Consider the following 20,222-nt stretch of genomic DNA (forward strand, 5'->3'; position numbering starts at 1 on the left):
CGTTCATGAGTAGTTTCAAGATTGGCGACCGTCTGATCGGTGCCGACGCGCCGCCGTTCATCATTGCCGAGATGAGCGGCAATCATAACCAGTCGCTGGACGTGGCCCTGCAAATCGTCGAAGCCGCCGCCAAGGCCGGCGCGCACGCCCTGAAACTGCAAACCTACACCGCCCAGACCATGACGCTGGATCTGGCCGAGGGCGAGTTCTTCATCAAAGACCCGGGCAGTCTGTGGGCCGGCACTTCTTTGTATGACTTGTACGAGCAGGCTCACACACCGTGGGAATGGCATGCGCCGATCTTCGCTCGCGCCAAGGAACTGGGGATGCTCGCGTTTTCGACGCCGTTCGACGACACGGCCGTGGATTTTCTCGAAAGCCTCGACGTGCCGGCTTACAAGATCGCCAGTTTTGAAAACACCGACCTGCCGTTGATCCGCCGTGTCGCCGCCACGGGCAAGCCGCTGATCATCTCCACCGGCATGGCCAGCATCGCCGAACTTGATGAAACCGTGCGCGCCGCCCGTGAAGCCGGGTGCAAGGATCTGGTGTTGCTCAAGTGCACCAGCACTTATCCGGCGACTCCGGCAAACAGCAATGTGCGGACGATCCCGCATCTGCGGGAATTGTTCGGTTGTGAGGTGGGGCTGTCCGATCACTCGATGGGCGTTGGCGTCTCGGTGGCGGCCGTGGCGCTCGGCGCGACGGTGGTGGAAAAGCATTTCACCCTCGACCGTTCGGCGGGCGGGGTGGATGCCAGTTTCTCGCTGGAGCCGGCCGAGATGGCCAGCCTGGTGGTGGAAACCGAACGCGCATGGCAAGCGCTCGGCAAGGTGCAATACGGCGCAACCGAAGCCGAACTCAAGTCGGTGGTGTATCGCCGCTCGCTGTACGTGACCGCCGACATGGCCGCCGGTGACCCCTTTACGCGGGACAATCTGCGCGCCATTCGTCCCGGCCTCGGCCTGCCGCCCAAGCACACCGATGCCGTCCTCGGGCGCTGCGCTCGCGCGCCGATCAAGCGCGGTACGCCGCTGGATTGGTCATTGGTCGAATAACCCAATCTGTAATGGATTCGGCAAAATAGCGTGACCTGCGAGTCATAACGCGCATCTTCACTGTATTGTATTGATCGGGGAGATGGCGCCTGGCCCGTTTTCGGTTCCAGTGATAGCCCTTTGCGCTCCCCTTGGTTGCCCGCCGTGGCAACCATTTTCTGTTTGTCGGCGCCCCTCAAATCCTTGCGAGCGGTGGTCTTGGGCTGTTTTTTATTGGGAAGCCGTAATGATTGGCATAAAAAGCATTGCGAGCTACGTTCCTGTAGCCGGCGTGGACAATTACGCACAAGGTGCAAAATTCGAGAAGGATGAAGAGTTCATCCTTGGCAAGATTGGCTCGGCATTCCTGCCGCGCAAAGACGCTGATCAAGAAACTTCCGATCTGTGTGTGGAAGCAGCCAACGCGCTGTTTGCCAGCAACCCTGAACTGAAGCGTGAATCGATCGATGCCTTGATCGTCGTCACCCAGAACGGTGATGAAGAAGGCCTGCCGCACACTGCCGCGATCGTGCAGGACAAACTCGGTCTGCCGACCAACGTTGCCGCGTTCGATATTTCGTTGGGCTGCTCCGGTTATGTCTACGGCATCTATGCGATCAAGGGCTTCATGGAAGCCGCAGGCCTGAAGAACGGCCTGCTGATCACCGCCGACCCGTATTCGAAAATCGTTGACCCGGAAGATCGCAACACCACCATGCTGTTCGGTGATGCCGCCACCGCGACCTGGATGGGTGAAGATCCGACCTGGGCGCTGGGCAAGGCCAAGTTCGGCACCGACGGTTCCGGCGCGCCACACCTGAAGGTCACCGATGGCGTGTTCTTCATGAACGGTCGTCAGGTGTTCAACTTTGCGCTGCTCAAAGTCCCAGCACACTTGCACGAGTTGCTCGATGATTCCGGTCTCAAGGCTGATGATATCGATGCCTTCTGCATCCACCAGGGCAGTGCGGCGATCGTCGATGCCGTGGCGCGACGCTTTGAAGGCGAGCCTGAGAAGTTCATCAAGGACATGGTCGAGACTGGCAACACCGTGTCGTCGAGTATTCCGCTGCTGCTGGAAAAGCACGTAATCGATTCCGCTTGGCAGCGTGTCGCGCTCAGTGGTTTCGGTGTCGGTCTGTCGTGGGGCTCGGCGATCATCTTCCGCCCCTGAGCCTGATTAAAAACGGCGGATACAAAAATAGCGTTCAAGGTTAACCTTGAACGCTATTTTTTTGCCTGAAACGGAGCGCGAGGCGCCATGAGCGAGTTTTTCCAGGCCAACGCCCAAGTGATCCAGCAACGCTGGCCGGCGCTGTTTGCACGATTAGTGGCTGAAGACAGTTTGGCGATTCAAGCCGAACTCGTGCAAGGCCTGGGCTCTACGCTGAGTGTGGACGGCATTCAACTTACCAGTCGCCACGACCGGATCCACGAGGCCCGGGTCCAGGCAGCCAGCCTGCCGCAAAAGCCTCGCTTGCACGTCTACGGCACCGGTCTTGGGGACCTCCCGTCGGTGTTGCTGGAGCGAGCCGTGCTTGAGCGGTTGTACGTGCACATTCTCAATGGCGCCTTGTTTGCGTTGGTGCTGCAGTTGCTCGACCAGCGGCAATGGCTTGAAGACCCCAGAGTGGAACTGATGTACGCCGGCGATCATGCGGATATCTACACGCCGTTTTTTGCGCTGCCCGCGGAAATGCTCCTGGCCGATGACTTCAGCGCCAAAATTCGTGATCGACTGGTCAATGAAGTTCACCTCAGTTTCAACAATCGGCAGTTCGATCCGCAATTGCCGGCGATTCAGCAGCGCTTGCGCGATAGCCTGGAGTTGCTGCTTGCGGATGATGATGTGGCGCAACTGTTTGGCACCTGCATCGGCCGCGAAATCTATGTGATCGGCACCGGGCCGAGCCTGGAAGGACATTTTGAACGGCTGGCGTCGGTGCGTGGGCAGGCCGGGCGGCCACTGTTCATTTGTGTCGACACGGCTTATCGGCCTTTGCGTCAGCATGGGATTATCCCCGATCTGGTGGTGACGATCGATCAGTTGATCAGCTGTCGGCATCTGCCTTTTGAGGAGTCCGACGGCATCCCGCTGGTGTACCTGCCCATGAGCTCTCCTGCGGTGTTGAAGGCCTGGAAAGGCAAGCGCTATGGCGCTTATACCGCTAGCCCCATCTACGCCACGTTGCGTCAGCAGCACCCTCGGGCCGAATTGCATGCCGGCGGCAGCGTGATTCACCCCGCCGTGGACCTGGCCGTGAAAATGGGTGGTACACGCATCACGCTGTTCGGCGCCGACTTTGCCTTCCCGATGAACAAGACGCATGCCGGATGGGACGATGGCGATCTGGGGCCAGCCGTGGCGCAGGCTCGGCACTGGGTCCGTGACGGCAATGGCGAACGGGTCAGGACGCAGTTGAATTTTCGTGGCTACCTGTGCGTGCTGGAGCGTTATATCGCTCTGCATCCAGAGGTCAGCTTCCTTAACAGCAGTCGGGCAGGGGCGATGATCGTGGGCACGCAGTTCAATCCGGAGTTTGTGCAATGAGTGCGCAGTTGATGTGCATCAGCGCATGCCGGCAATGCGCCGGATTATTTCGTCTGGGGCGTGATGTGGAAGCGGCACTGACCATGGTCGATGTATTTGACGAGGCACAACGGTTTTTCTCGCTCGCCCATGAGGAAGCCCAGCAGTCGTGGGCACAGGTACTGACGCACATTCTGGATTGTCAGGAGCGCCAGGATTGGTTGGGGCTCGCCGATTTCATCGAGTATGAACTGATTGAATTGCTGGACAGCGTGCAGATCTGAGGGGGGACCGACGGCTCTGGCACGGGGGTTCGTGATGTGGGCAGTTTTATGGCGTCATTTTTTCGTGGGTGGGGCGCGCTAAGCCCTTGTTTTTTTGGGAGTGGCAGGGTGATGGCAAATATTTTTTAAAAAGCCCTCAAGCAACCTGCATTCCCGACGATAACTATTACGAAGGTTCTCTAGGCCATACCCGGCGGTTGCCAGGGCCGGAAGCCGCAGTACCCAACCAACGAGGAATTCGTCATGGCTTTAACAGTAAACACCAACACCACGTCGTTGAACGTTCAGAAAAACCTGAACCGCGCTTCCGACGCTCTGTCGACTTCGATGCAGCGCCTGTCTTCCGGCCTGAAAATCAACAGCGCTAAAGACGACGCCGCTGGCCTGCAGATCGCTACTCGTATGACTTCCCAGATCCGTGGTGGCAACCAGGCGATTCAGAACGCCAACGACGGTATCTCCGTTGCCCAGACCGCTGAAGGCGCTCTGCAAGCTTCGACCGACATTCTGCAGCGTATGCGTGAACTGGCTGTTAAAGCCCGTACCGGTACCAACGGCAGCATCGACCAGAAAGCAACGAACGATGAATTCGCCCAGATGTCGGACGAACTGACCCGTATCTCTGCTTCCACCAACCTGAACGGCAAAAACCTGCTGGACGGTTCGGCTGGTACTGTGACCCTGCAAGTAGGCGCAAACACCGGTTCGGCTAACCACATCGACCTGGTACTGAGCTCCAAGTTCGACGCCGTCAGCCTGAGCGTAGGTAGCGGTACTGTAGCTCTGACCGGTGCAAGCACCGCGGCCGCTGCTACCAACATCGACAACGCAATCACCGCGATCGACGCTGCAATTGCCGCGATCAACACCACTCGTTCGAGCCTGGGTGCTTCGCAAAACCGTCTGACCAGCACCATCGCCAACCTGCAGAACATCGTAGAAAACACCACTGCTGCACAGGGTCGTGTACAAGACACCGACTTCGCCGCAGAAACTGCTAACCTGACCAAGCAGCAAACTCTGCAGCAGGCTTCGACCTCCGTTCTGGCTCAAGCCAACCAACTGCCTTCCGCTGTACTGAAACTGCTTCAGTAATTTCGGAACAAGTTTGGGCGGGGGAGTGCGCTAGTCGTGCTCTCTCGCCTTTTTACGTCAGGAGGTGATGAGCATGGACATGAGCGTGAAGCTTAACCTGTCTTATCCGGCTCCCAAGCCAGTAACGCCGGTTGCTGACAAACCGTCAGAGACGCCTAAAGTTACCAAGGCTGAAGCTCCGGTCGCTGCCAAGAGTCAGGATACGGACGATGCCAAGTTGAAACTGGCAGTGCAGGAGATCGAGAAGTTTGTTCAATCGATCAAGCGCAATCTGGAGTTCTCTATCGATGAGCATTCCGGGAAGGTCATCGTCAAGGTGATCGCAAGCGAGACGGGTGAAATCGTTCGACAGATTCCCTCCGCAGAAGCCCTCAAGCTGGCAGACAGCCTCGCCAACGCAAGTCATGTGTTGTTCGACGCCAAGGCCTGATAGCTGGCATGAATAATGTTTGTACGTTCTCAAGATGCGTGTAACGGTCAAAAGAATGGCAACAATCTGAAGGGAGATGCACATGGCAAGTCCAATTCTACCGGGTTCCGGACTGGGTTCCGGCCTGGACATCGGTGCTATCGTTACTGCACTGGTCAACGCCGACAAGGCGCCGAAGCAGACGCAGATCGACACCGCGACCAAGGTCAACACGCTGAAGATTTCCGGTGTCGGTTCGTTGAAGAGCGCGTTGACCGCGTTCCAGACGGCGATGACCGATCTGGGCAGCAAGACCAATCCTGCATTTTCCGGCTTCACCGCAACTTCGAACAATGCCACTCTGAGCGCGACTTCCGACAGCACCGCAGTGGCGGGCAGTTACAACGTTGTCGTCAGTCAATTGGCCACTGGCTCGAAAATCGCCAGTGCCTCTTTCGCCGGCGGTGCCGCCAGTGCCATTCCGAGTGGTACCCTGAAAATCAGTCAGAATGGCACTGATTACAATGTCGATATTCCGGCCAATGCCACGTTGCAGACTACCCGCGACGCGATCAACAAGGCTCAGGGCGCCAACGGTATCTCCGCCAACATTGTGACCGACAGCTCCGGTTCTTCGCGCCTGGTGATCAGCTCGAGCAAGACCGGCGCAGGTTCTGACCTTTCCGTCAGCGGTATTGCCGGTCTGGAAATCGATGGTACCCAGCCGATGGGCACTAGCCCGGCTGCAGGCGCCTCAGGGGCCGTCAACGACATTGCGAAAAACGCCAAGCTGACCATCGACGGCCTTGAAGTCACTAGCAAAAGCAACACGGTGACCGGTGCAATCAGTGGTCTGACCCTGAATCTGACGACTGTAAGTCCTCTCTCGGGTGGCGTTGCGACTCCGACTGTTGTCAGTGTGGATGCCAACACCAAGGGTTTGCAGACATCGATTCAGTCGTTTGTCGACGCTTACAACAAGTTGAAGACGACCATCGACACGCTGTCCAAGGCGACGCCGGACGCGGATGGCAAGCTAACTGTGCAAGCAGCGTTCACGGGTGACGCGATGCCGCGTTCGCTGATCGCCGATATTCGTGGTCAGTTGACGGCGGAAGGGGCTGGCGGTCCGTTGGCGGTGCTGTCCCAGTTGGGCGTGATGACCGACCGCAACACCGGCAACCTGACGTTCGATACCAATGCCTTCACTAAAACCATGGCGCAGCCAGGCATGACTGGCCAGGTTCAGCAGTTGTTCACTGGTACCAACGACACCAATGGTCTGCTGGCGCGTATGAGCAAGGCTGTTGATTCGTATCTCAAGCCACCGGCGGGTAGCATCACCGGCACCAGTCTGCTTGATCAGCGCATGGCCATTCTGACTAAAAACACCAGAAACCTGACCGACCAGCAAGCGGCACTGGACTTGCGTGTCGATAACCTGACCAAGACGTTGACTGCCAAGTACAACGCCATGGACTTGTTGGTAGGGCAGATGAAGGCGACGGCGAACAACATCACTTCGTTCTTCAGCTCGCTGAACGCTCAGCAGTCCGCGAAGTAACAGGCAGGCACGACAAAAACCCGGCTACGCTTTATCGGCGTGTGCCGGGTTTTTGTCTTATTGATCTAAAGTTCTGTGATTCGTTGGCGATACACTGGTTATACGAGTCATTGTGGCAATGAGGTAGAACATGAATCCGATGTTAGCCCTTCGGCAATACCAGAAAGTCGGCGCACACGCACAGACGTCCGAAGCGAGCCCGCACCGTTTGGTGCAAATGTTGATGGAAGGTGGTCTCGGGCGTATTGCCGAGGCCAAGGGCGCCATCGAGCGCAAGGATATTGCTGCCAAATGCACGGCCATCAGCAAGGCTTTGGGCATCATTGGTGGCCTGTGTGAAGGCCTGGATCTGGAAAATAGCGCAGATTCGGTAGGTGACCTCAACCAGCTCTACATCTACATGATGAAGCGACTTGCCGAAGCCAACGTCAAGAGTGATCCGCAGATTCTCGACGAAGTCGCCGGCCTGCTGCGCACCGTAAAAGAAGGCTGGGACGGAATTGCTCCACCAGGCCCCCAGTTTTAAGGAGATCACCATGAGTCTTGTATTGCAGCGAATTGCCGATACCCGTGAAGCATTGGTCAGTGCCTTGGCCGAGCGCAACTGGGAAGCCATTGGCGAGTTGGATCTGGCTTGCCGTTCCTGCATGGAAGACGTCTTGAGTGAGGCTTCGATGGATGAGGTCGCGTTGCGCGATAACCTTGAGGAGTTGCTCCATGTCTACAAGGAGCTTCTTGAGGTGGCCATGGGGGAGCGGCAGGCGATAGCCAACGAGATGTCGCAGATCACCCAAGCGCAGAAGGCGGCAAAGGTTTACCATCTGTTTGGCTAATTAACCTCCAGTTAATCCAAACATGTGCGCCATAAATTTGACTGTGCACGGTTTTTTGACTTAACTAGTGGCTGTTTTCAGATTTCAGGCGTCTACAGGCACATGGTGTCCTGCAAGCGTCTCGCTTGCCCCATTTTTCGGGCATTGAGTTGACTAGGGAAGTTGCTATTGCATGTGGCGTGAAACCAAAATTCTGCTGATCGATGACGATAGCGTTCGCCGCCGCGACCTGGCGGTGATTCTAAATTTTCTCGGCGAAGAAAATTTACCCTGCGGCAGCCATGACTGGCAGCAGGCAGTCGGCTCTTTGTCGTCTAGTCGTGAGGTCATTTGCGTACTGATCGGGACTGTAAATGCTCCTGGCGCGCTTTTGGGCTTGCTAAAGACACTCTCAACCTGGGATGAGTTCCTTCCGGTTTTGTTAATGGGCGATAATTCTTCCATCGACTTGCCTGAAGACCAGCGTCGCCGAGTGCTTTCGACCCTCGAAATGCCGCCCAGCTACAGCAAATTGCTCGACTCTCTGCACCGTGCCCAGGTCTATCGCGAGATGTACGACCAGGCCCGCGAGCGTGGCCGTCATCGCGAACCTAATCTTTTCCGCAGCCTCGTCGGCACCAGCCGGGCGATTCAGCACGTGCGCCAGATGATGCAGCAAGTGGCCGACACCGACGCCAGCGTGCTGATCCTCGGCGAGTCGGGCACCGGCAAGGAAGTGGTCGCGCGCAACTTGCATTACCACTCCAAGCGTCGCGACGGGCCATTCGTACCTGTCAACTGCGGGGCGATCCCGGCCGAGTTGCTGGAAAGCGAACTGTTCGGCCACGAGAAGGGCGCCTTCACTGGCGCTATCACCAGCCGAGCCGGCCGTTTTGAGCTGGCCAACGGCGGTACGCTGTTCCTCGATGAAATTGGCGACATGCCGCTGCCGATGCAGGTCAAACTGCTGCGCGTGCTGCAAGAGCGCACCTTCGAGCGCGTGGGTAGCAACAAGACCCAGAGCGTCGACGTGCGCATCATCGCCGCGACCCACAAGAATCTCGAAAGCATGATCGAGATCGGCACATTCCGCGAAGATCTCTACTACCGCTTGAACGTGTTCCCGATCGAGATGGCGCCGCTGCGCGAGCGTGTCGAAGACATTCCGTTGCTGATGAACGAACTGATCTCGCGCATGGAACACGAAAAGCGCGGTTCGATCCGTTTCAACTCGGCGGCAATCATGTCGCTGTGCCGTCACGGCTGGCCGGGCAACGTCCGCGAACTGGCCAACCTGGTGGAGCGCATGGCGATCATGCATCCGTACGGGGTGATCGGCGTGGTCGAGTTGCCGAAGAAATTCCGCTACGTCGACGACGAAGACGAGCAATTGGTCGACAGCCTGCGCAGCGATCTTGAAGAGCGCGTGGCAATCAATGGCCATACGCCGGACTTTACCGCCAACGCCATGTTGCCGCCGGAAGGCCTGGACCTGAAGGACTACCTCGGTGGTCTGGAACAGGGCCTGATTCAGCAGGCGCTGGACGATGCCAATGGCATTGTGGCGCGCGCGGCAGAGCGCTTGCGCATTCGCCGTACCACGCTCGTGGAGAAGATGCGCAAGTACGGCATGAGCCGGCGCGACGGTGACGAACAGGCGGAGGATTGACGCCTGTTTTCCAACTGCTTCATTTATAAGCAGTTTTTTTTAGGCACGGGTATTGCTACATCCCTCGCAACGTTCCGTTTAACTGACGGTCAGCCAGCGAGAGAGCACAATGCCCCAAGCCGCCCAGATCTCTGCCTCCAATCCCGAGGGGCAACCTTCGTCCGTAGAGCAGGCAAGCCGCCAGGGGCTTGAGCAGGCTTTCGAGCTGTTCAGTCAGATGTCGAGCCAACTGACCGACTCCTACAGCATGCTTGAAGCGCGGGTCACCGAGCTCAAGGGTGAACTGGCCGTGGTCAGTGCACAGCGCATGCAGGAGCTGGCGGAAAAAGAACGTCTGGCCAACCGTCTGCAAAACCTCCTTGATCTGTTACCCGGTGGCGTCATCGTAATTGATGGTCACGGCATCGTGCGCGAAGCCAATCCTGCCGCCATCGACTTGCTCGGTCTGCCGCTGGAGGGCGAGTTGTGGCGCCATGTCATCGCTCGCTGCTTCGCCCCGCGTGAAGACGACGGTCACGAAATCTCCTTGAAAAACGGTCGACGCCTGTCGATTGCCACGCGTTCGCTGGATGCCGAGCCTGGGCAATTGGTGTTGCTCAACGACCTGACAGAAACCCGTCATCTGCAAGATCAACTGGCGCGCCACGAACGTCTGTCCTCGCTGGGGCGAATGGTGGCCTCGCTGGCTCATCAGATCCGCACGCCATTGTCCGCCGCTTTGCTCTACGCCAGTCATTTGACTGAGCAGGAGTTGCCGGTCGCCACTCAGCAACGTTTTGCCGGGCGTCTTAAAGAGCGCCTGCACGAGCTGGAGCATCAGGTGCGCGACATGCTGGTGTTCGCTCGCGGCGAATTGCCGCTGACGGATCGCCTCACCCCCAATGCCTTGATGCAGGCGCTGCAAGCTGCGGCCCTGACCCACGTACAGGATCTGCCGATTCGCTGGCAGTGCGACAGCCATGCCGGTGAGCTGCTGTGCAACCGTGACACATTGGTCGGCGCGCTCTTGAATCTGATCGAAAACGCGATTCAGGCCAGCGCCGGCGAGGTGCGCCTGAAAGTGCATTGCTACACCCGCGACAACACCCTGCGTCTGTGCATCAGCGATTCCGGTAGCGGGATCGAGCCTGCGGTGTTGGCGCGACTCGGTGAGCCATTTTTTACCACGAAGGTCACCGGCACTGGCCTGGGCCTGACCGTGGTCAAAGCGGTGGCGCGAGCACATCAGGGAGAATTGCAGCTGCGCTCGCGAGTCGGGCGCGGCACGTGCGCGCAGGTGATCCTGCCGCTGTTTTGCGCTGTCCACGGAGCTGAGTAAAAGACATGGGCATCAAGGTGTTACTGGTCGAGGATGATCGTTCGTTGCGCGAAGCGCTGGCTGATACGTTGCTGTTGGCCGGCCATGATTACCACGCAGTCGGCAGCGCTGAAGAAGCGTTGACGGCGGTGGCGCGCGAAGCGTTCAGCCTGGTGATCAGTGACGTGAACATGCCCGGTATGGATGGTCATCAATTGCTCTCGCTGCTGCGAGTGCGTCAGCCGCAATTGCCGGTGTTGCTGATGACTGCCCACGGCGCCGTCGAGCGTGCCGTCGATGCGATGCGCCAGGGTGCTGCGGATTATCTGGTCAAGCCGTTCGAGCCCAAAGCCTTGCTCGATCTGGTGTCGCGACATGCGCTAGGCAGTGTCGGTGCAACTGACGTCGAAGGCCCGATTGCGGTCGAGCCGGCCAGTGCCCAGCTTCTGGAGCTGTCGGCGCGAGTGGCCCGCAGTGATTCCACGGTGCTGATCTCCGGTGAGTCCGGTACCGGCAAGGAAGTGCTGGCGCGCTACATTCACCAGCAATCCTATCGCGCCACTCAACCGTTCATCGCAATCAATTGCGCCGCGATCCCCGACAACATGCTCGAAGCCACACTGTTCGGTCACGAAAAAGGCTCGTTCACCGGCGCCATCGCCGCGCAGCCGGGCAAGTTTGAGCAGGCGGATGGTGGCACCATTCTGCTCGACGAAATTTCCGAAATGCCTCTCGGCCTGCAAGCCAAGCTGCTGCGAGTGCTGCAAGAGCGTGAAGTCGAACGGGTCGGCGGGCGCAAGCCCATTACCCTTGATATCCGTGTGGTCGCCACGACCAACCGTGATCTGGCCGCAGAAGTGGCGGCGGGGCGCTTCCGTGAAGATCTTTTCTACCGTCTGTCGGTTTTCCCCCTGGCGTGGCGTCCACTTCGCGAGCGCACTGCCGATATCTTGCCGCTGGCTGAGCGGTTGCTGACCAAACACGTCAATAAAATGAAGCATGCAGCGGCCAAACTTTCGCCTGAGGCGCAAGCGTGCCTGACCGCATACCCGTGGCCGGGCAACGTGCGTGAGCTGGATAACGCGATTCAGCGTGCGTTGATCTTGCAGCAGGGCGGCGTGATTCAGCCGCAGGATTTCTGCCTGGCCGGGCCGGTGATGTTTGCTGCGTTGCCTGTGTCAGTGCCGACGCCTGCGGTCATTCGTGAAGTCGAAATCGATGCTGATTCGGCCGGTGCCTTGGGCGATGACCTGCGCCGCCGGGAGTTTCAGATGATCATCGACACCTTGCGCAGCGAGCGCGGCCGACGCAAGGAAGCCGCGGAAAAACTCGGCATCAGCCCGCGCACCCTGCGCTACAAACTGGCGCAAATGCGCGATGCCGGGATGGACGTCGAAGGTTATCTGTTCGCCACTTGATCGCTGGCGCAATGTTTGAAAACGCTTTTCTGAAAGGGCCGGCCATGAGCTGGCACCCTTGTTGCTAATACCTGTGTACCCGCCGAGTGAGTGTCAAAAAATTGCGGGCCGCCCAAGAGAGTAGACCATGAGCCAAGGTATTGAATTCAATCGATTGATGATGGACATGAAGGCTATGAAAATAGACGCCATGTCAGCGCCGAAATCGACTGCCGCTGTCCCTGAATTGGCGGGCAGCAGCTTTTCCGACATGCTCGGTCAGGCGATCAACAAAGTCAGCAATACCCAGCAGGCGTCGACTCAGTTGGCCAACGCCTTTGAAGTGGGCAAGAGCGGCGTCGATCTGACGGACGTGATGATCGCTTCGCAAAAAGCCAGCGTGTCGTTCCAGGCTCTGACCCAGGTGCGCAACAAACTGGTTCAGGCTTATCAAGACATCATGCAGATGCCGGTATAAGGACGAGATTGAGTCATGGCAGAAGCAGTCGCCGATAACGTTCCGGCCAAGGCCACCCCGATAGACGGCAAACCGCCGTTGTTCGGCCTGTCCTTCCTGGAAAACCTCTCCGAGATGACCGTGCTGCGTCAGGTGGGCCTGTTGGTCGGCCTGGCTGCGAGCGTGGCGATTGGCTTTGCCGTGGTGCTGTGGTCGCAGCAGCCGGATTACCGTCCGTTGTATGGCAGCCTTGCCGGCCTGGACGCCAAGCAGGTCATGGAAACACTGGCCGCCGCCGACATCCCTTACAACGTCGAACCGAACTCCGGTGCCTTGCTGGTCAAGGCCGATGACTTGTCCCGTGCGCGGCTCAAGCTCGCAGCCGCTGGTGTCACTCCCAGCGACGGCAACATCGGTTATGAAATCCTCGACAAGGAACAGGGTCTGGGTACCAGCCAATTCATGGAGGCGACCCGTTACCGTCGCGGCCTCGAAGGTGAACTGGCGCGAACCATTTCCAGCCTGAACAACGTCAAGGGTGCCCGCGTGCACCTGGCGATTCCGAAGAGTTCGGTATTCGTTCGCGATGAGCGCAAGCCAAGTGCTTCGGTTCTGGTCGAGCTGTATTCCGGTCGTTCGCTGGAGCCGGGTCAGGTGGTAGCGATCATCAATCTGGTGGCGACTTCCGTACCAGAGTTGAGCAAATCGCAGATCACCGTCGTCGACCAGAAGGGCAACCTGCTCTCTGATCAGGCGGAAAACTCCGAAATGACCATGGCCGGCAAGCAGTTCGATTACAGCCGCCGCATGGAAAGCATGCTGACCCAGCGCGTCCACAACATTCTGCAACCGGTGCTGGGCAACGATCGCTACAAGGCTGAGGTTTCGGCCGATATCGATTTCAACGCCGTCGAGTCGACTGCCGAACAGTTCAACCCGGATCAACCGGCGTTGCGCAGCGAGCAGTCGGTCAGCGAGCAACGCACCGCCAGCAATGGCCCGCAAGGTGTGCCGGGGGCCTTGAGCAACCAGCCGCCGTCGCCGGCTTCGGCGCCGCAAACCACCGCGGGTGCAGCCGCTCCGGCCGCCATGGTACAGCCAGGTCAGCCATTGGTTGACGCCAACGGCCAGCAGATCATGGACCCGGCCACCGGGCAGCCGATGCTCGCGCCGTACCCTGCAGACAAGCGTCAACAATCCACCAAGAACTTCGAGCTCGATCGTTCCATCAGCCACACCAAGCAGCAGCAGGGTCGCCTCAATCGCCTGTCGGTGTCGGTAGTGGTCGACGATCAGGTCAAGGTCAACGCGGCCAACGGTGAAACCACCCGCGCGCCGTGGACCGCCGACGAACTGGGCCGCTTTACGCGTCTGGTGCAGGACGCGGTTGGCTTCGATGCCAGCCGTGGCGACAGCGTCAGCGTGATCAACATGCCGTTCTCCGCCGAGCGCGGTGAAGTGTTTGCCGAAATTCCGTTCTACTCCCAGCCTTGGTTCTGGGACATCGTCAAACAAGTGCTGGGTGTATTGTTCATCCTGGTGCTGGTGTTTGGTGTGCTGCGTCCGGTACTCAACAACATTACCGGCGGCGGCAAAGGCAAGGAGCTGGCCGGTTTGGGCAGCGACGTGGAACTCGGAGGCATGGGTGGCCTGGATGGCGAACTGTCCAACGACCGCGTGAGCCTCGGTGGTCCGCAGAGCATTCTGTTGCCGAGCCCGAGCGAGGGTTATGACGCGCAACTGAATGCAATCAAGAGCCTGGTGGCCGAAGATCCGGGTCGTGTGGCTCAGGTCGTGAAAGAGTGGATTAACGCAGATGAGTGATAACCGAGCCGCAACCGTCAAGCTGACCAAGGTCGACAAAGCTGCGATTCTGCTGCTGTCACTGGGTTCGACCGATGCTGCGCAAGTGCTGCGCCACATGGGCCCCAAAGAGGTTCAGCGTGTAGGTGTGGCCATGGCCCAAATGGGCAACGTCCATCGTGAGCAGGTCGAACAGGTCATGAGCGAGTTCGTCGACATCGTCGGCGACCAGACCAGCCTGGGCGTCGGTTCCGACGACTACGTGCGCAAAATGCTCACCCAGGCATTGGGCGAAGACAAGGCCAACGGCCTGATCGACCGCATCCTGCTCGGTGGCAACACCAGCGGTCTCGACAGCCTGAAATGGATGGAGCCGCGTGCTGTTGCCGACGTGATCCGTTACGAGCACCCGCAGATTCAAGCGATCGTGGTCGCCTACCTCGACCCCGATCAGGCGGGTGAAGTGCTCGGCAACTTCGACCACAAGGTGCGTCTGGACATCATCCTGCGCGTCTCCTCGTTGAACACCGTGCAACCGGCGGCATTGAAAGAACTCAACCAGATTCTCGAGAAGCAGTTCTCCGGCAACTCGAATGCCTCGCGCACCACCCTGGGTGGCATCAAGCGTGCGGCCGACATCATGAACTTCCTCGACAGCTCGATCGAAGGCCAGCTCATGGACTCGATCCGCGAAGTCGACGAAGACCTGTCCGGTCAGATCGAAGACCTCATGTTCGTGTTCAACAACCTCGCCGATGTCGACGACCGCGGGATACAGGCGCTGCTGCGCGAAGTGTCCTCCGACGTGCTGGTCCTGGCCCTCAAGGGTTCGGACGAAGGCGTCAAGGAGAAGATCTTCAAGAACATGTCCAAACGTGCCGCCGAACTGTTGCGCGACGACCTCGAGGCCAAAGGCCCGGTGCGCGTCAGCGACGTCGAAACCGCGCAGAAGGAAATCCTCACCATCGCCCGCCGTATGGCCGAAGCCGGAGAAATCGTGCTCGGTGGCAAGGGCGGCGAGGAAATGATCTAAGCCCATGGACAAGCACGACGACGATGTGACGGATCTGATCCGTGCCCGCGATGTACGCGGTTTCGAGTCCTGGGCGATGCCAAGCTTCGATCCGCCAAAACCGGAACCCGAGCCTGAGCCAGAGCCCGAACCGCCGGAAATGGAAGAAGTGCCGCTGGAAGAAGTCCAGCCACTGACCCTGGAAGAACTCGAAAGCATCCGCCAGGAGGCTTATAACGAAGGCTTCGCGACCGGCGAAAAAGAAGGTTTTCACAGCACCACTTTGAAGGTGCGCCAAGAGGCTGAAGTCGCCTTGGCGGCGAAACTGGCCAGCCTTGAGCAATTGATGGCGAACCTGTTCGAGCCCATTGCCGAGCAAGACACACAGATCGAAAAATCGTTGGTTGATCTCGTTCAGCACATCACCAAACAGGTGATCAAGCGCGAACTGTCCATCGATTCGAGCCAGATCGAACACGTCATGCGCGACGCCCTCAAGCTGTTGCCGTTGGGTGTCGACAATGTCCGCCTGTTCGTCAATCCGCAGGACTTCGAGCAGGCCAAAGCCCTGCGCGAACGTCACGAAGAAACCTGGCGCATTGTCGAGGATGAAGCGCTGATGCCGGGCGGTTGCCGGGTTGAGACGGCGCACAGCCGCATTGATGCAAGCATTGAATCGCGTGTGACGCAGGTTATGGACAAACTGTTCAATCAGTTGCACGAACAGTCCCTGCACCCGGCGGCGGCGGACTTGAGTCTGGACATTGCCGAAGACGTCAAACCGGCTGCCGTGACTGACGAGCCGCTCGCGGACGCCGACGATGCGCCTTGAACGCACCAGCTTCGCCAAGCGCCTGAGCACTTACACCGAGGCTACTGAAATTGCCGGGGCGCCAATTCTTGAAGGTCGCCTGCTGCGCATGGTCGGCCTCACGCTGGAAGCCGAGGGCCTGCGCGCCGCCATGGGCACGCGCTGCCTGGTGATCAACGACGACAGCTACCATCCTTCGCAGGTGGAAGCGGAAGTCATGGGCTTCTCCGGCAGCAAAGTCTTTCTGATGCCGGTTGGCAGCGTCGCCGGTATTGCCCCGGGCGCCCGCGTGGTGCCTTTGGCCGATACCGGTCGCCTGCCGATGGGCATGAGCATGCTCGGTCGTGTGCTCGATGGCGCCGGTCGTGCGCTGGACGGCAAGGGCGGCATGAAAGCCGAAGACTGGGTGCCGATGGACGGCCCGACGATCAACCCGCTCAACCGTGACCCGATCAGCGAGCCGCTGGACGTCGGCATCCGTTGCATCAACGGTTTGCTGACGGTCGGTCGTGGCCAGCGTCTGGGTCTGTTCGCCGGTACCGGTGTCGGTAAATCGGTATTGCTGGGCATGATGACTCGCTTCACCGAGGCCGACATTATCGTCGTCGGGCTGATCGGTGAGCGGGGTCGGGAAGTGAAAGAATTCATCGAGCACAGCCTTGGTGAAGAAGGCCTCCAGCGCTCGGTGGTGGTCGCGTCGCCTGCGGACGACGCACCATTGATGCGTTTGCGCGCGGCGATGTACTGCACACGTATCGCCGAGTATTTTCGCGACAAGGGCAAGAATGTCCTGTTGCTGATGGATTCGCTGACCCGTTTCGCCCAGGCCCAGCGGGAAATCGCCTTGGCCATCGGCGAACCGCCAGCGACCAAGGGTTATCCGCCGTCGGTATTCGCCAAACTGCCGAAACTGGTGGAGCGCGCCGGTAATGCCGAGAAGGGCGGGGGTTCGATCACCGCGTTTTACACCGTGTTATCCGAAGGCGATGACCAGCAGGACCCGATTGCCGACTCGGCGCGGGGCGTGCTCGACGGTCACATCGTGCTGTCGCGGCGTCTGGCCGAGGAAGGTCACTACCCGGCCATCGATATCGAAGCGTCGATCAGCCGGGTAATGCCGGCGGTTGTCTCGGCGGAGCACATGCAGCGCGCGCAATATTTCAAGCAGCTATGGTCGCGTTATCAGCAGAGTCGCGACTTGATCAGCGTCGGTGCCTATGTCGCCGGTGGCGACCGCGAGACCGACCTGGCGATTTCCCTGCAAGCGCAGTTGGTCAGGTATCAGCGTCAGGGCCTGAACGACAAAATCAACATGGGCGAAAGCCAGGCATATCTCGAAACCCTGTTCGCCCCTGCGGCGGGCGGGTAACCGTTTATGGCCGTCAGCCGAGCCGCGCGCCTGGCGCCGGTGGTGGACATGGCCGAGAAGGCCGAGAAAACCGCCGTGCAGCGCCTTGGGTACTTTCAGGGCCAGGTCAAGGTCGCTGAAAGCAAACTCGCCGACCTGAACGCCTTTCGTCTGGATTACTCCGAGCAGTGGATCGTACGCGGCAGCACTGGCGTGAGCGGGCAATGGTTGCTCGGCTTTCAGGGGTTTCTCGCGCAACTCGATACGGCAGTTGATCAGCAGCGCCAGAGCCTGGTCTGGCACCAGAACAATCTCGACAAGGCGCGTGACGAATGGCAGAAAGCGTTCGCCAAGGTCGAAGGCCTGCGCAAACTGGTCCAGCGGTATCGCGAAGAGGCGCAACGCCTGGAAGACAAGCGTGAGCAGAAGTTGCTGGATGAGTTGTCCCAGCGTTTGCCACGGCATGATCCGTTTTAAACCACTGCGATATACCCTGTGGGAGCGAGCCTGCTCGCGAATGCAGTCGGCCAGTTGACTGAAATGTTGACTGACACGACGCCTTCGCAAGCAGGCTCGCTCCCACATTTGATCTTGCGTTGCACCTTGCCCCTGCGTCTACCAAGTGCTAAACCTTGTAGACGTTTGTTAATGACAAGGAAGCCAGTCAATGTCAGTCGTTACAGAAGTCTCTCCCGATGGTCACAAACTGACGATTTCAGTCAAAGGGCGGTTCGATTTCGGTCGCCATCAGGAGTTTCGCGAGTCCTACGAGCGACTCAATCAAAAGCCCGAGTCCATCGTGGTCGACCTGAAAGACGCCACTTACCTGGACAGTTCCGCGCTTGGGATGCTGCTGCTTTTGCGTGATCACGCTGGCGGAGACGACTCGCAGATCCGCGTCGTCAACTCTAACTCCGACGTGCGCAAAATCCTCGCCATCTCCAACTTCGACAAGCTCTTTGACATCAGTTGACGGCCATGCAGGCGCAAGAGCCGCTGATAATCCTGATCGCCGAAGACAGCGCCGCTGACCGGTTGCTGCTGTCGACCATTGTCCGCCGCCAAGGTCATGAGGTGCTGACGGCGGCCAACGGGGCCGAAGCCGTCGATATCTTTCGCCAGCAGCAACCGAGTCTGGTGCTGATGGACGCGATGATGCCGGTGATGGACGGCTTCGAGGCTGCGCGGCAGATCAAGGCGCTGGCTGGGGAAACGCTGGTGCCGATCATCTTCCTCACGTCGCTGACTGAAAGTGAAGCGCTGGCCCGTTGTCTGGAGGCTGGCGGCGACGACTTTCTGGCGAAGCCCTACAACCAGGTGATCCTTGCCGCCAAAATCAAGGCGATGGACCGCTTGCGCCGCTTGCAGGCCACGGTGCTGCAACAGCGCGACCTGATCGCCAAACATCACGACTACCTGCTTAATGAGCAACGTGTTGCAAAAGCGGTATTCGATAAAGTCGCGCATTCCGGTTGCTTGAGTGCGTCGAACATCCGTTATCTGCAATCCCCCTACGCGCTGTTCAATGGTGATTTGTTGCTGGCGGCGTACACGCCGGCGGGCGACATGCACGTGCTGCTCGGCGATTTCACCGGGCACGGCTTGCCGGCTGCGGTGGGCGCCATGCCGTTGGCGGAGGTGTTTTATGGCATGACAGCCAAGGGTTACGGCTTGTCCGAAACCCTGCGCGAGATGAATGCCAAGCTCAAACGCATTCTGCCGGTGGACATGTTTTGCTGCGCGACGCTGCTGTCCCTGAGCTTTCAGCGGTGCTCGGTTGAAGTGTGGAACGGCGGCATGCCGGACGGTTATCTGCACCGCATCGCCAGTGGTGAACGCATACCGTTGGCCGCACGGCATTTGCCGCTGGGTGTGCTCAGCCCGCAAGCATTTGATGACGGTACACAGGTGCACCCGATGGCCGTTGGTGATCGGGTCTTTCTGTTGTCTGACGGGGTGATCGACACCAGCGATGCCAACGATCAATTGTTCGGCGTCGAGCGTTTACAGCAAGTATTTGCCGCCAACCGTGAGCCGGATCGGCTGTTCGAGGATATCGAGCGGGCGCTGCGGGATTTTCGCGGCGAGGCTCGCGACGATGTCAGCATGGTCGAGGTCAGTCTGCTGAGGCCTGAGCAGGTTCAGCCGCCGGCGCCCATGTATTCCGACAGCGGCCAATTGAGCCCGCTGGACTGGTCGGTGAGCTTCGAATTCCGTGGCGCTACGCTCAGGCGTTACAACCCTTTGCCCTACCTGCTGCAATTGCTGTTGGAAGTGCACGGCCTGCGCACGCAAAGCGGCGCGCTGTACAGTGTGCTCGCGGAGTTGTATTCCAATGCGTTGGAGCACGGGGTGCTGGGGCTCGATTCCAGCCTCAAGCGCGATGCCGCAGGATTCGCCCGCTATTATGAACAGCGCAACGCGCGTCTGGAGGTCTTGCAGGACGGCTATGTGCGTGTGCATTTGCAGGTCAGACCGCAAGGCGCGGGCGGCTGTCTGGTCATTCGTGTCGATGACAGCGGCAAGGGATTTGATGTGGCGCGGGTGATGGAACGACCGCTGGACGGTGTCCGTTTGTCGGGGCGTGGTGTCAGCTTGGTCCGGCAATTGGGGCGCAACGCCCGTTGGTCGGACGAAGGTCGTAGTGCCCACGTGGAGTTTTTCTGGGAGGTTGAGGCATAATCCGCGCAATTCTTG

20 protein-coding genes are annotated in these 20,222 nt (G+C 59.0%); all 20 read left to right on the plus strand.

The annotated features are described in order from the left end of the window. The first annotated feature begins 5 nt into the window (after positions 1-5). The 20 genes from pseI (at position 6) to AB4P97_RS03405 (ending at position 20,207) form a co-directional block, all read left to right on the plus strand. Positions 6-1,058, plus strand: coding sequence for a pseudaminic acid synthase (pseI, locus tag AB4P97_RS03310; RefSeq protein WP_042558206.1), 1,053 nt, complete (start codon positions 6-8; stop codon positions 1,056-1,058). 226 nt (positions 1,059-1,284) lie between these two features. Further along, positions 1,285-2,211, plus strand: coding sequence for a ketoacyl-ACP synthase III (locus tag AB4P97_RS03315; RefSeq protein ID WP_210700850.1), 927 nt, complete (start codon positions 1,285-1,287; stop codon positions 2,209-2,211). A gap of 87 nt (positions 2,212-2,298) precedes the next feature. Continuing rightward, positions 2,299-3,588, plus strand: coding sequence for a motility associated factor glycosyltransferase family protein (locus tag AB4P97_RS03320; RefSeq protein WP_395602070.1), 1,290 nt, complete (start codon positions 2,299-2,301; stop codon positions 3,586-3,588). Further along, complete coding sequence (locus AB4P97_RS03325) at positions 3,585-3,851, plus strand: hypothetical protein (RefSeq protein ID WP_042558209.1); 267 nt, start codon at positions 3,585-3,587, stop codon at positions 3,849-3,851. Before AB4P97_RS03320 ends, AB4P97_RS03325 begins: the two co-directional genes overlap by 4 nt. Before the next feature lie 243 nt (positions 3,852-4,094). Next, entirely contained in the window at positions 4,095-4,946 is an 852-nt protein-coding gene (locus tag AB4P97_RS03330) for a flagellin domain-containing protein (RefSeq protein WP_042558210.1), read from the plus strand. 73 nt (positions 4,947-5,019) lie between these two features. Continuing rightward, positions 5,020-5,376, plus strand: a complete 357-nt coding sequence (locus tag AB4P97_RS03335; RefSeq protein ID WP_042558211.1) for a flagellar protein FlaG — start codon at positions 5,020-5,022, stop codon at positions 5,374-5,376. 82 nt (positions 5,377-5,458) lie between these two features. Beyond that, positions 5,459-6,919: a flagellar filament capping protein FliD gene (fliD, locus tag AB4P97_RS03340; RefSeq protein ID WP_042558212.1), complete on the plus strand. Its 1,461-nt coding sequence runs from the start codon at positions 5,459-5,461 to the stop codon at positions 6,917-6,919. Between the two features lie 130 nt (positions 6,920-7,049). Beyond that, positions 7,050-7,445 carry a flagellar export chaperone FliS gene (gene fliS, locus AB4P97_RS03345; protein WP_042558213.1) on the plus strand — a complete coding sequence of 132 codons (396 nt, stop codon included), beginning with the start codon at positions 7,050-7,052 and terminating at the stop codon, positions 7,443-7,445. Between the two features lie 10 nt (positions 7,446-7,455). Then, entirely contained in the window at positions 7,456-7,752 is a 297-nt protein-coding gene (locus AB4P97_RS03350; RefSeq protein WP_042558214.1) for a hypothetical protein, read from the plus strand. A 172-nt stretch (positions 7,753-7,924) separates the two neighbouring features. After that, positions 7,925-9,400: a sigma-54 dependent transcriptional regulator gene (locus AB4P97_RS03355; RefSeq protein ID WP_042558215.1), complete on the plus strand. Its 1,476-nt coding sequence runs from the start codon at positions 7,925-7,927 to the stop codon at positions 9,398-9,400. A gap of 109 nt (positions 9,401-9,509) precedes the next feature. Further along, entirely contained in the window at positions 9,510-10,718 is a 1,209-nt protein-coding gene (locus tag AB4P97_RS03360) for a PAS domain-containing sensor histidine kinase (RefSeq protein WP_042558216.1), read from the plus strand. A 5-nt stretch (positions 10,719-10,723) separates the two neighbouring features. Beyond that, the gene (locus AB4P97_RS03365; protein WP_395602071.1) at positions 10,724-12,115 is read left to right on the plus strand and encodes a sigma-54-dependent transcriptional regulator; all 1,392 of its coding nucleotides are present in this window, start codon (positions 10,724-10,726) and stop codon (positions 12,113-12,115) included. Between the two features lie 127 nt (positions 12,116-12,242). Continuing rightward, on the plus strand, positions 12,243-12,572 hold the full coding sequence (fliE, locus tag AB4P97_RS03370) for a flagellar hook-basal body complex protein FliE (protein WP_042558218.1): 330 nt from the start codon (positions 12,243-12,245) through the stop codon (positions 12,570-12,572). 15 nt (positions 12,573-12,587) lie between these two features. Then, a complete protein-coding gene (gene fliF, locus AB4P97_RS03375) occupies positions 12,588-14,375 on the plus strand; it encodes a flagellar basal-body MS-ring/collar protein FliF (protein WP_047300263.1) in 1,788 nt (595 codons plus the stop codon). Beyond that, a complete protein-coding gene (gene fliG, locus AB4P97_RS03380; RefSeq protein WP_016771079.1) occupies positions 14,368-15,387 on the plus strand; it encodes a flagellar motor switch protein FliG in 1,020 nt (339 codons plus the stop codon). Before fliF ends, fliG begins: the two co-directional genes overlap by 8 nt. A gap of 4 nt (positions 15,388-15,391) precedes the next feature. Further along, positions 15,392-16,198 carry a flagellar assembly protein FliH gene (gene fliH / locus AB4P97_RS03385; protein WP_210622239.1) on the plus strand — a complete coding sequence of 269 codons (807 nt, stop codon included), beginning with the start codon at positions 15,392-15,394 and terminating at the stop codon, positions 16,196-16,198. Then, complete coding sequence (gene fliI, locus AB4P97_RS03390; RefSeq protein WP_210622240.1) at positions 16,188-17,546, plus strand: flagellar protein export ATPase FliI; 1,359 nt, start codon at positions 16,188-16,190, stop codon at positions 17,544-17,546. Before fliH ends, fliI begins: the two co-directional genes overlap by 11 nt. Positions 17,547-17,552: 6 nt before the next feature. Continuing rightward, complete coding sequence (gene fliJ, locus AB4P97_RS03395; protein WP_042558222.1) at positions 17,553-18,002, plus strand: flagellar export protein FliJ; 450 nt, start codon at positions 17,553-17,555, stop codon at positions 18,000-18,002. A 190-nt stretch (positions 18,003-18,192) separates the two neighbouring features. Continuing rightward, positions 18,193-18,498, plus strand: a complete 306-nt coding sequence (locus tag AB4P97_RS03400; RefSeq protein ID WP_042558223.1) for an STAS domain-containing protein — start codon at positions 18,193-18,195, stop codon at positions 18,496-18,498. Between the two features lie 5 nt (positions 18,499-18,503). Continuing rightward, a complete protein-coding gene (locus AB4P97_RS03405; protein WP_395602072.1) occupies positions 18,504-20,207 on the plus strand; it encodes a SpoIIE family protein phosphatase in 1,704 nt (567 codons plus the stop codon). Positions 20,208-20,222: the final 15 nt, after the last annotated feature.

It is taken from the genome of Pseudomonas sp. A1230 (assembly GCF_044218825.1).
GTDB lineage: Bacteria > Pseudomonadota > Gammaproteobacteria > Pseudomonadales > Pseudomonadaceae > Aquipseudomonas > Aquipseudomonas iridis.

Bases quoted from the DNA above. Each gene is read 5' to 3' on its own strand.
- fliE (WP_042558218.1), top strand. From the start codon at position 12,243: ATGAGCCAAGGTATTGAATTCAATCGATTGATGATGGACATGAAGGCT.
- AB4P97_RS03350 (WP_042558214.1), top strand. From the start codon at position 7,456: ATGAGTCTTGTATTGCAGCGAATTGCCGATACCCGTGAAGCATTGGTC.
- pseI (WP_042558206.1), top strand. From the start codon at position 6: ATGAGTAGTTTCAAGATTGGCGACCGTCTGATCGGTGCCGACGCGCCG.
- fliH (WP_210622239.1), top strand. From the start codon at position 15,392: ATGGACAAGCACGACGACGATGTGACGGATCTGATCCGTGCCCGCGAT.
- fliJ (WP_042558222.1), top strand. From the start codon at position 17,553: ATGGCCGTCAGCCGAGCCGCGCGCCTGGCGCCGGTGGTGGACATGGCC.
- AB4P97_RS03330 (WP_042558210.1), top strand. From the start codon at position 4,095: ATGGCTTTAACAGTAAACACCAACACCACGTCGTTGAACGTTCAGAAA.
- AB4P97_RS03315 (WP_210700850.1), top strand. From the start codon at position 1,285: ATGATTGGCATAAAAAGCATTGCGAGCTACGTTCCTGTAGCCGGCGTG.
- fliF (WP_047300263.1), top strand. From the start codon at position 12,588: ATGGCAGAAGCAGTCGCCGATAACGTTCCGGCCAAGGCCACCCCGATA.
- AB4P97_RS03355 (WP_042558215.1), top strand. From the start codon at position 7,925: ATGTGGCGTGAAACCAAAATTCTGCTGATCGATGACGATAGCGTTCGC.
- fliD (WP_042558212.1), top strand. From the start codon at position 5,459: ATGGCAAGTCCAATTCTACCGGGTTCCGGACTGGGTTCCGGCCTGGAC.
- AB4P97_RS03365 (WP_395602071.1), top strand. From the start codon at position 10,724: ATGGGCATCAAGGTGTTACTGGTCGAGGATGATCGTTCGTTGCGCGAA.
- AB4P97_RS03320 (WP_395602070.1), top strand. From the start codon at position 2,299: ATGAGCGAGTTTTTCCAGGCCAACGCCCAAGTGATCCAGCAACGCTGG.
- fliI (WP_210622240.1), top strand. From the start codon at position 16,188: ATGCGCCTTGAACGCACCAGCTTCGCCAAGCGCCTGAGCACTTACACC.
- AB4P97_RS03400 (WP_042558223.1), top strand. From the start codon at position 18,193: ATGTCAGTCGTTACAGAAGTCTCTCCCGATGGTCACAAACTGACGATT.
- fliG (WP_016771079.1), top strand. From the start codon at position 14,368: ATGAGTGATAACCGAGCCGCAACCGTCAAGCTGACCAAGGTCGACAAA.
- AB4P97_RS03360 (WP_042558216.1), top strand. From the start codon at position 9,510: ATGCCCCAAGCCGCCCAGATCTCTGCCTCCAATCCCGAGGGGCAACCT.
- AB4P97_RS03335 (WP_042558211.1), top strand. From the start codon at position 5,020: ATGGACATGAGCGTGAAGCTTAACCTGTCTTATCCGGCTCCCAAGCCA.
- AB4P97_RS03325 (WP_042558209.1), top strand. From the start codon at position 3,585: ATGAGTGCGCAGTTGATGTGCATCAGCGCATGCCGGCAATGCGCCGGA.
- fliS (WP_042558213.1), top strand. From the start codon at position 7,050: ATGAATCCGATGTTAGCCCTTCGGCAATACCAGAAAGTCGGCGCACAC.
- AB4P97_RS03405 (WP_395602072.1), top strand. From the start codon at position 18,504: ATGCAGGCGCAAGAGCCGCTGATAATCCTGATCGCCGAAGACAGCGCC.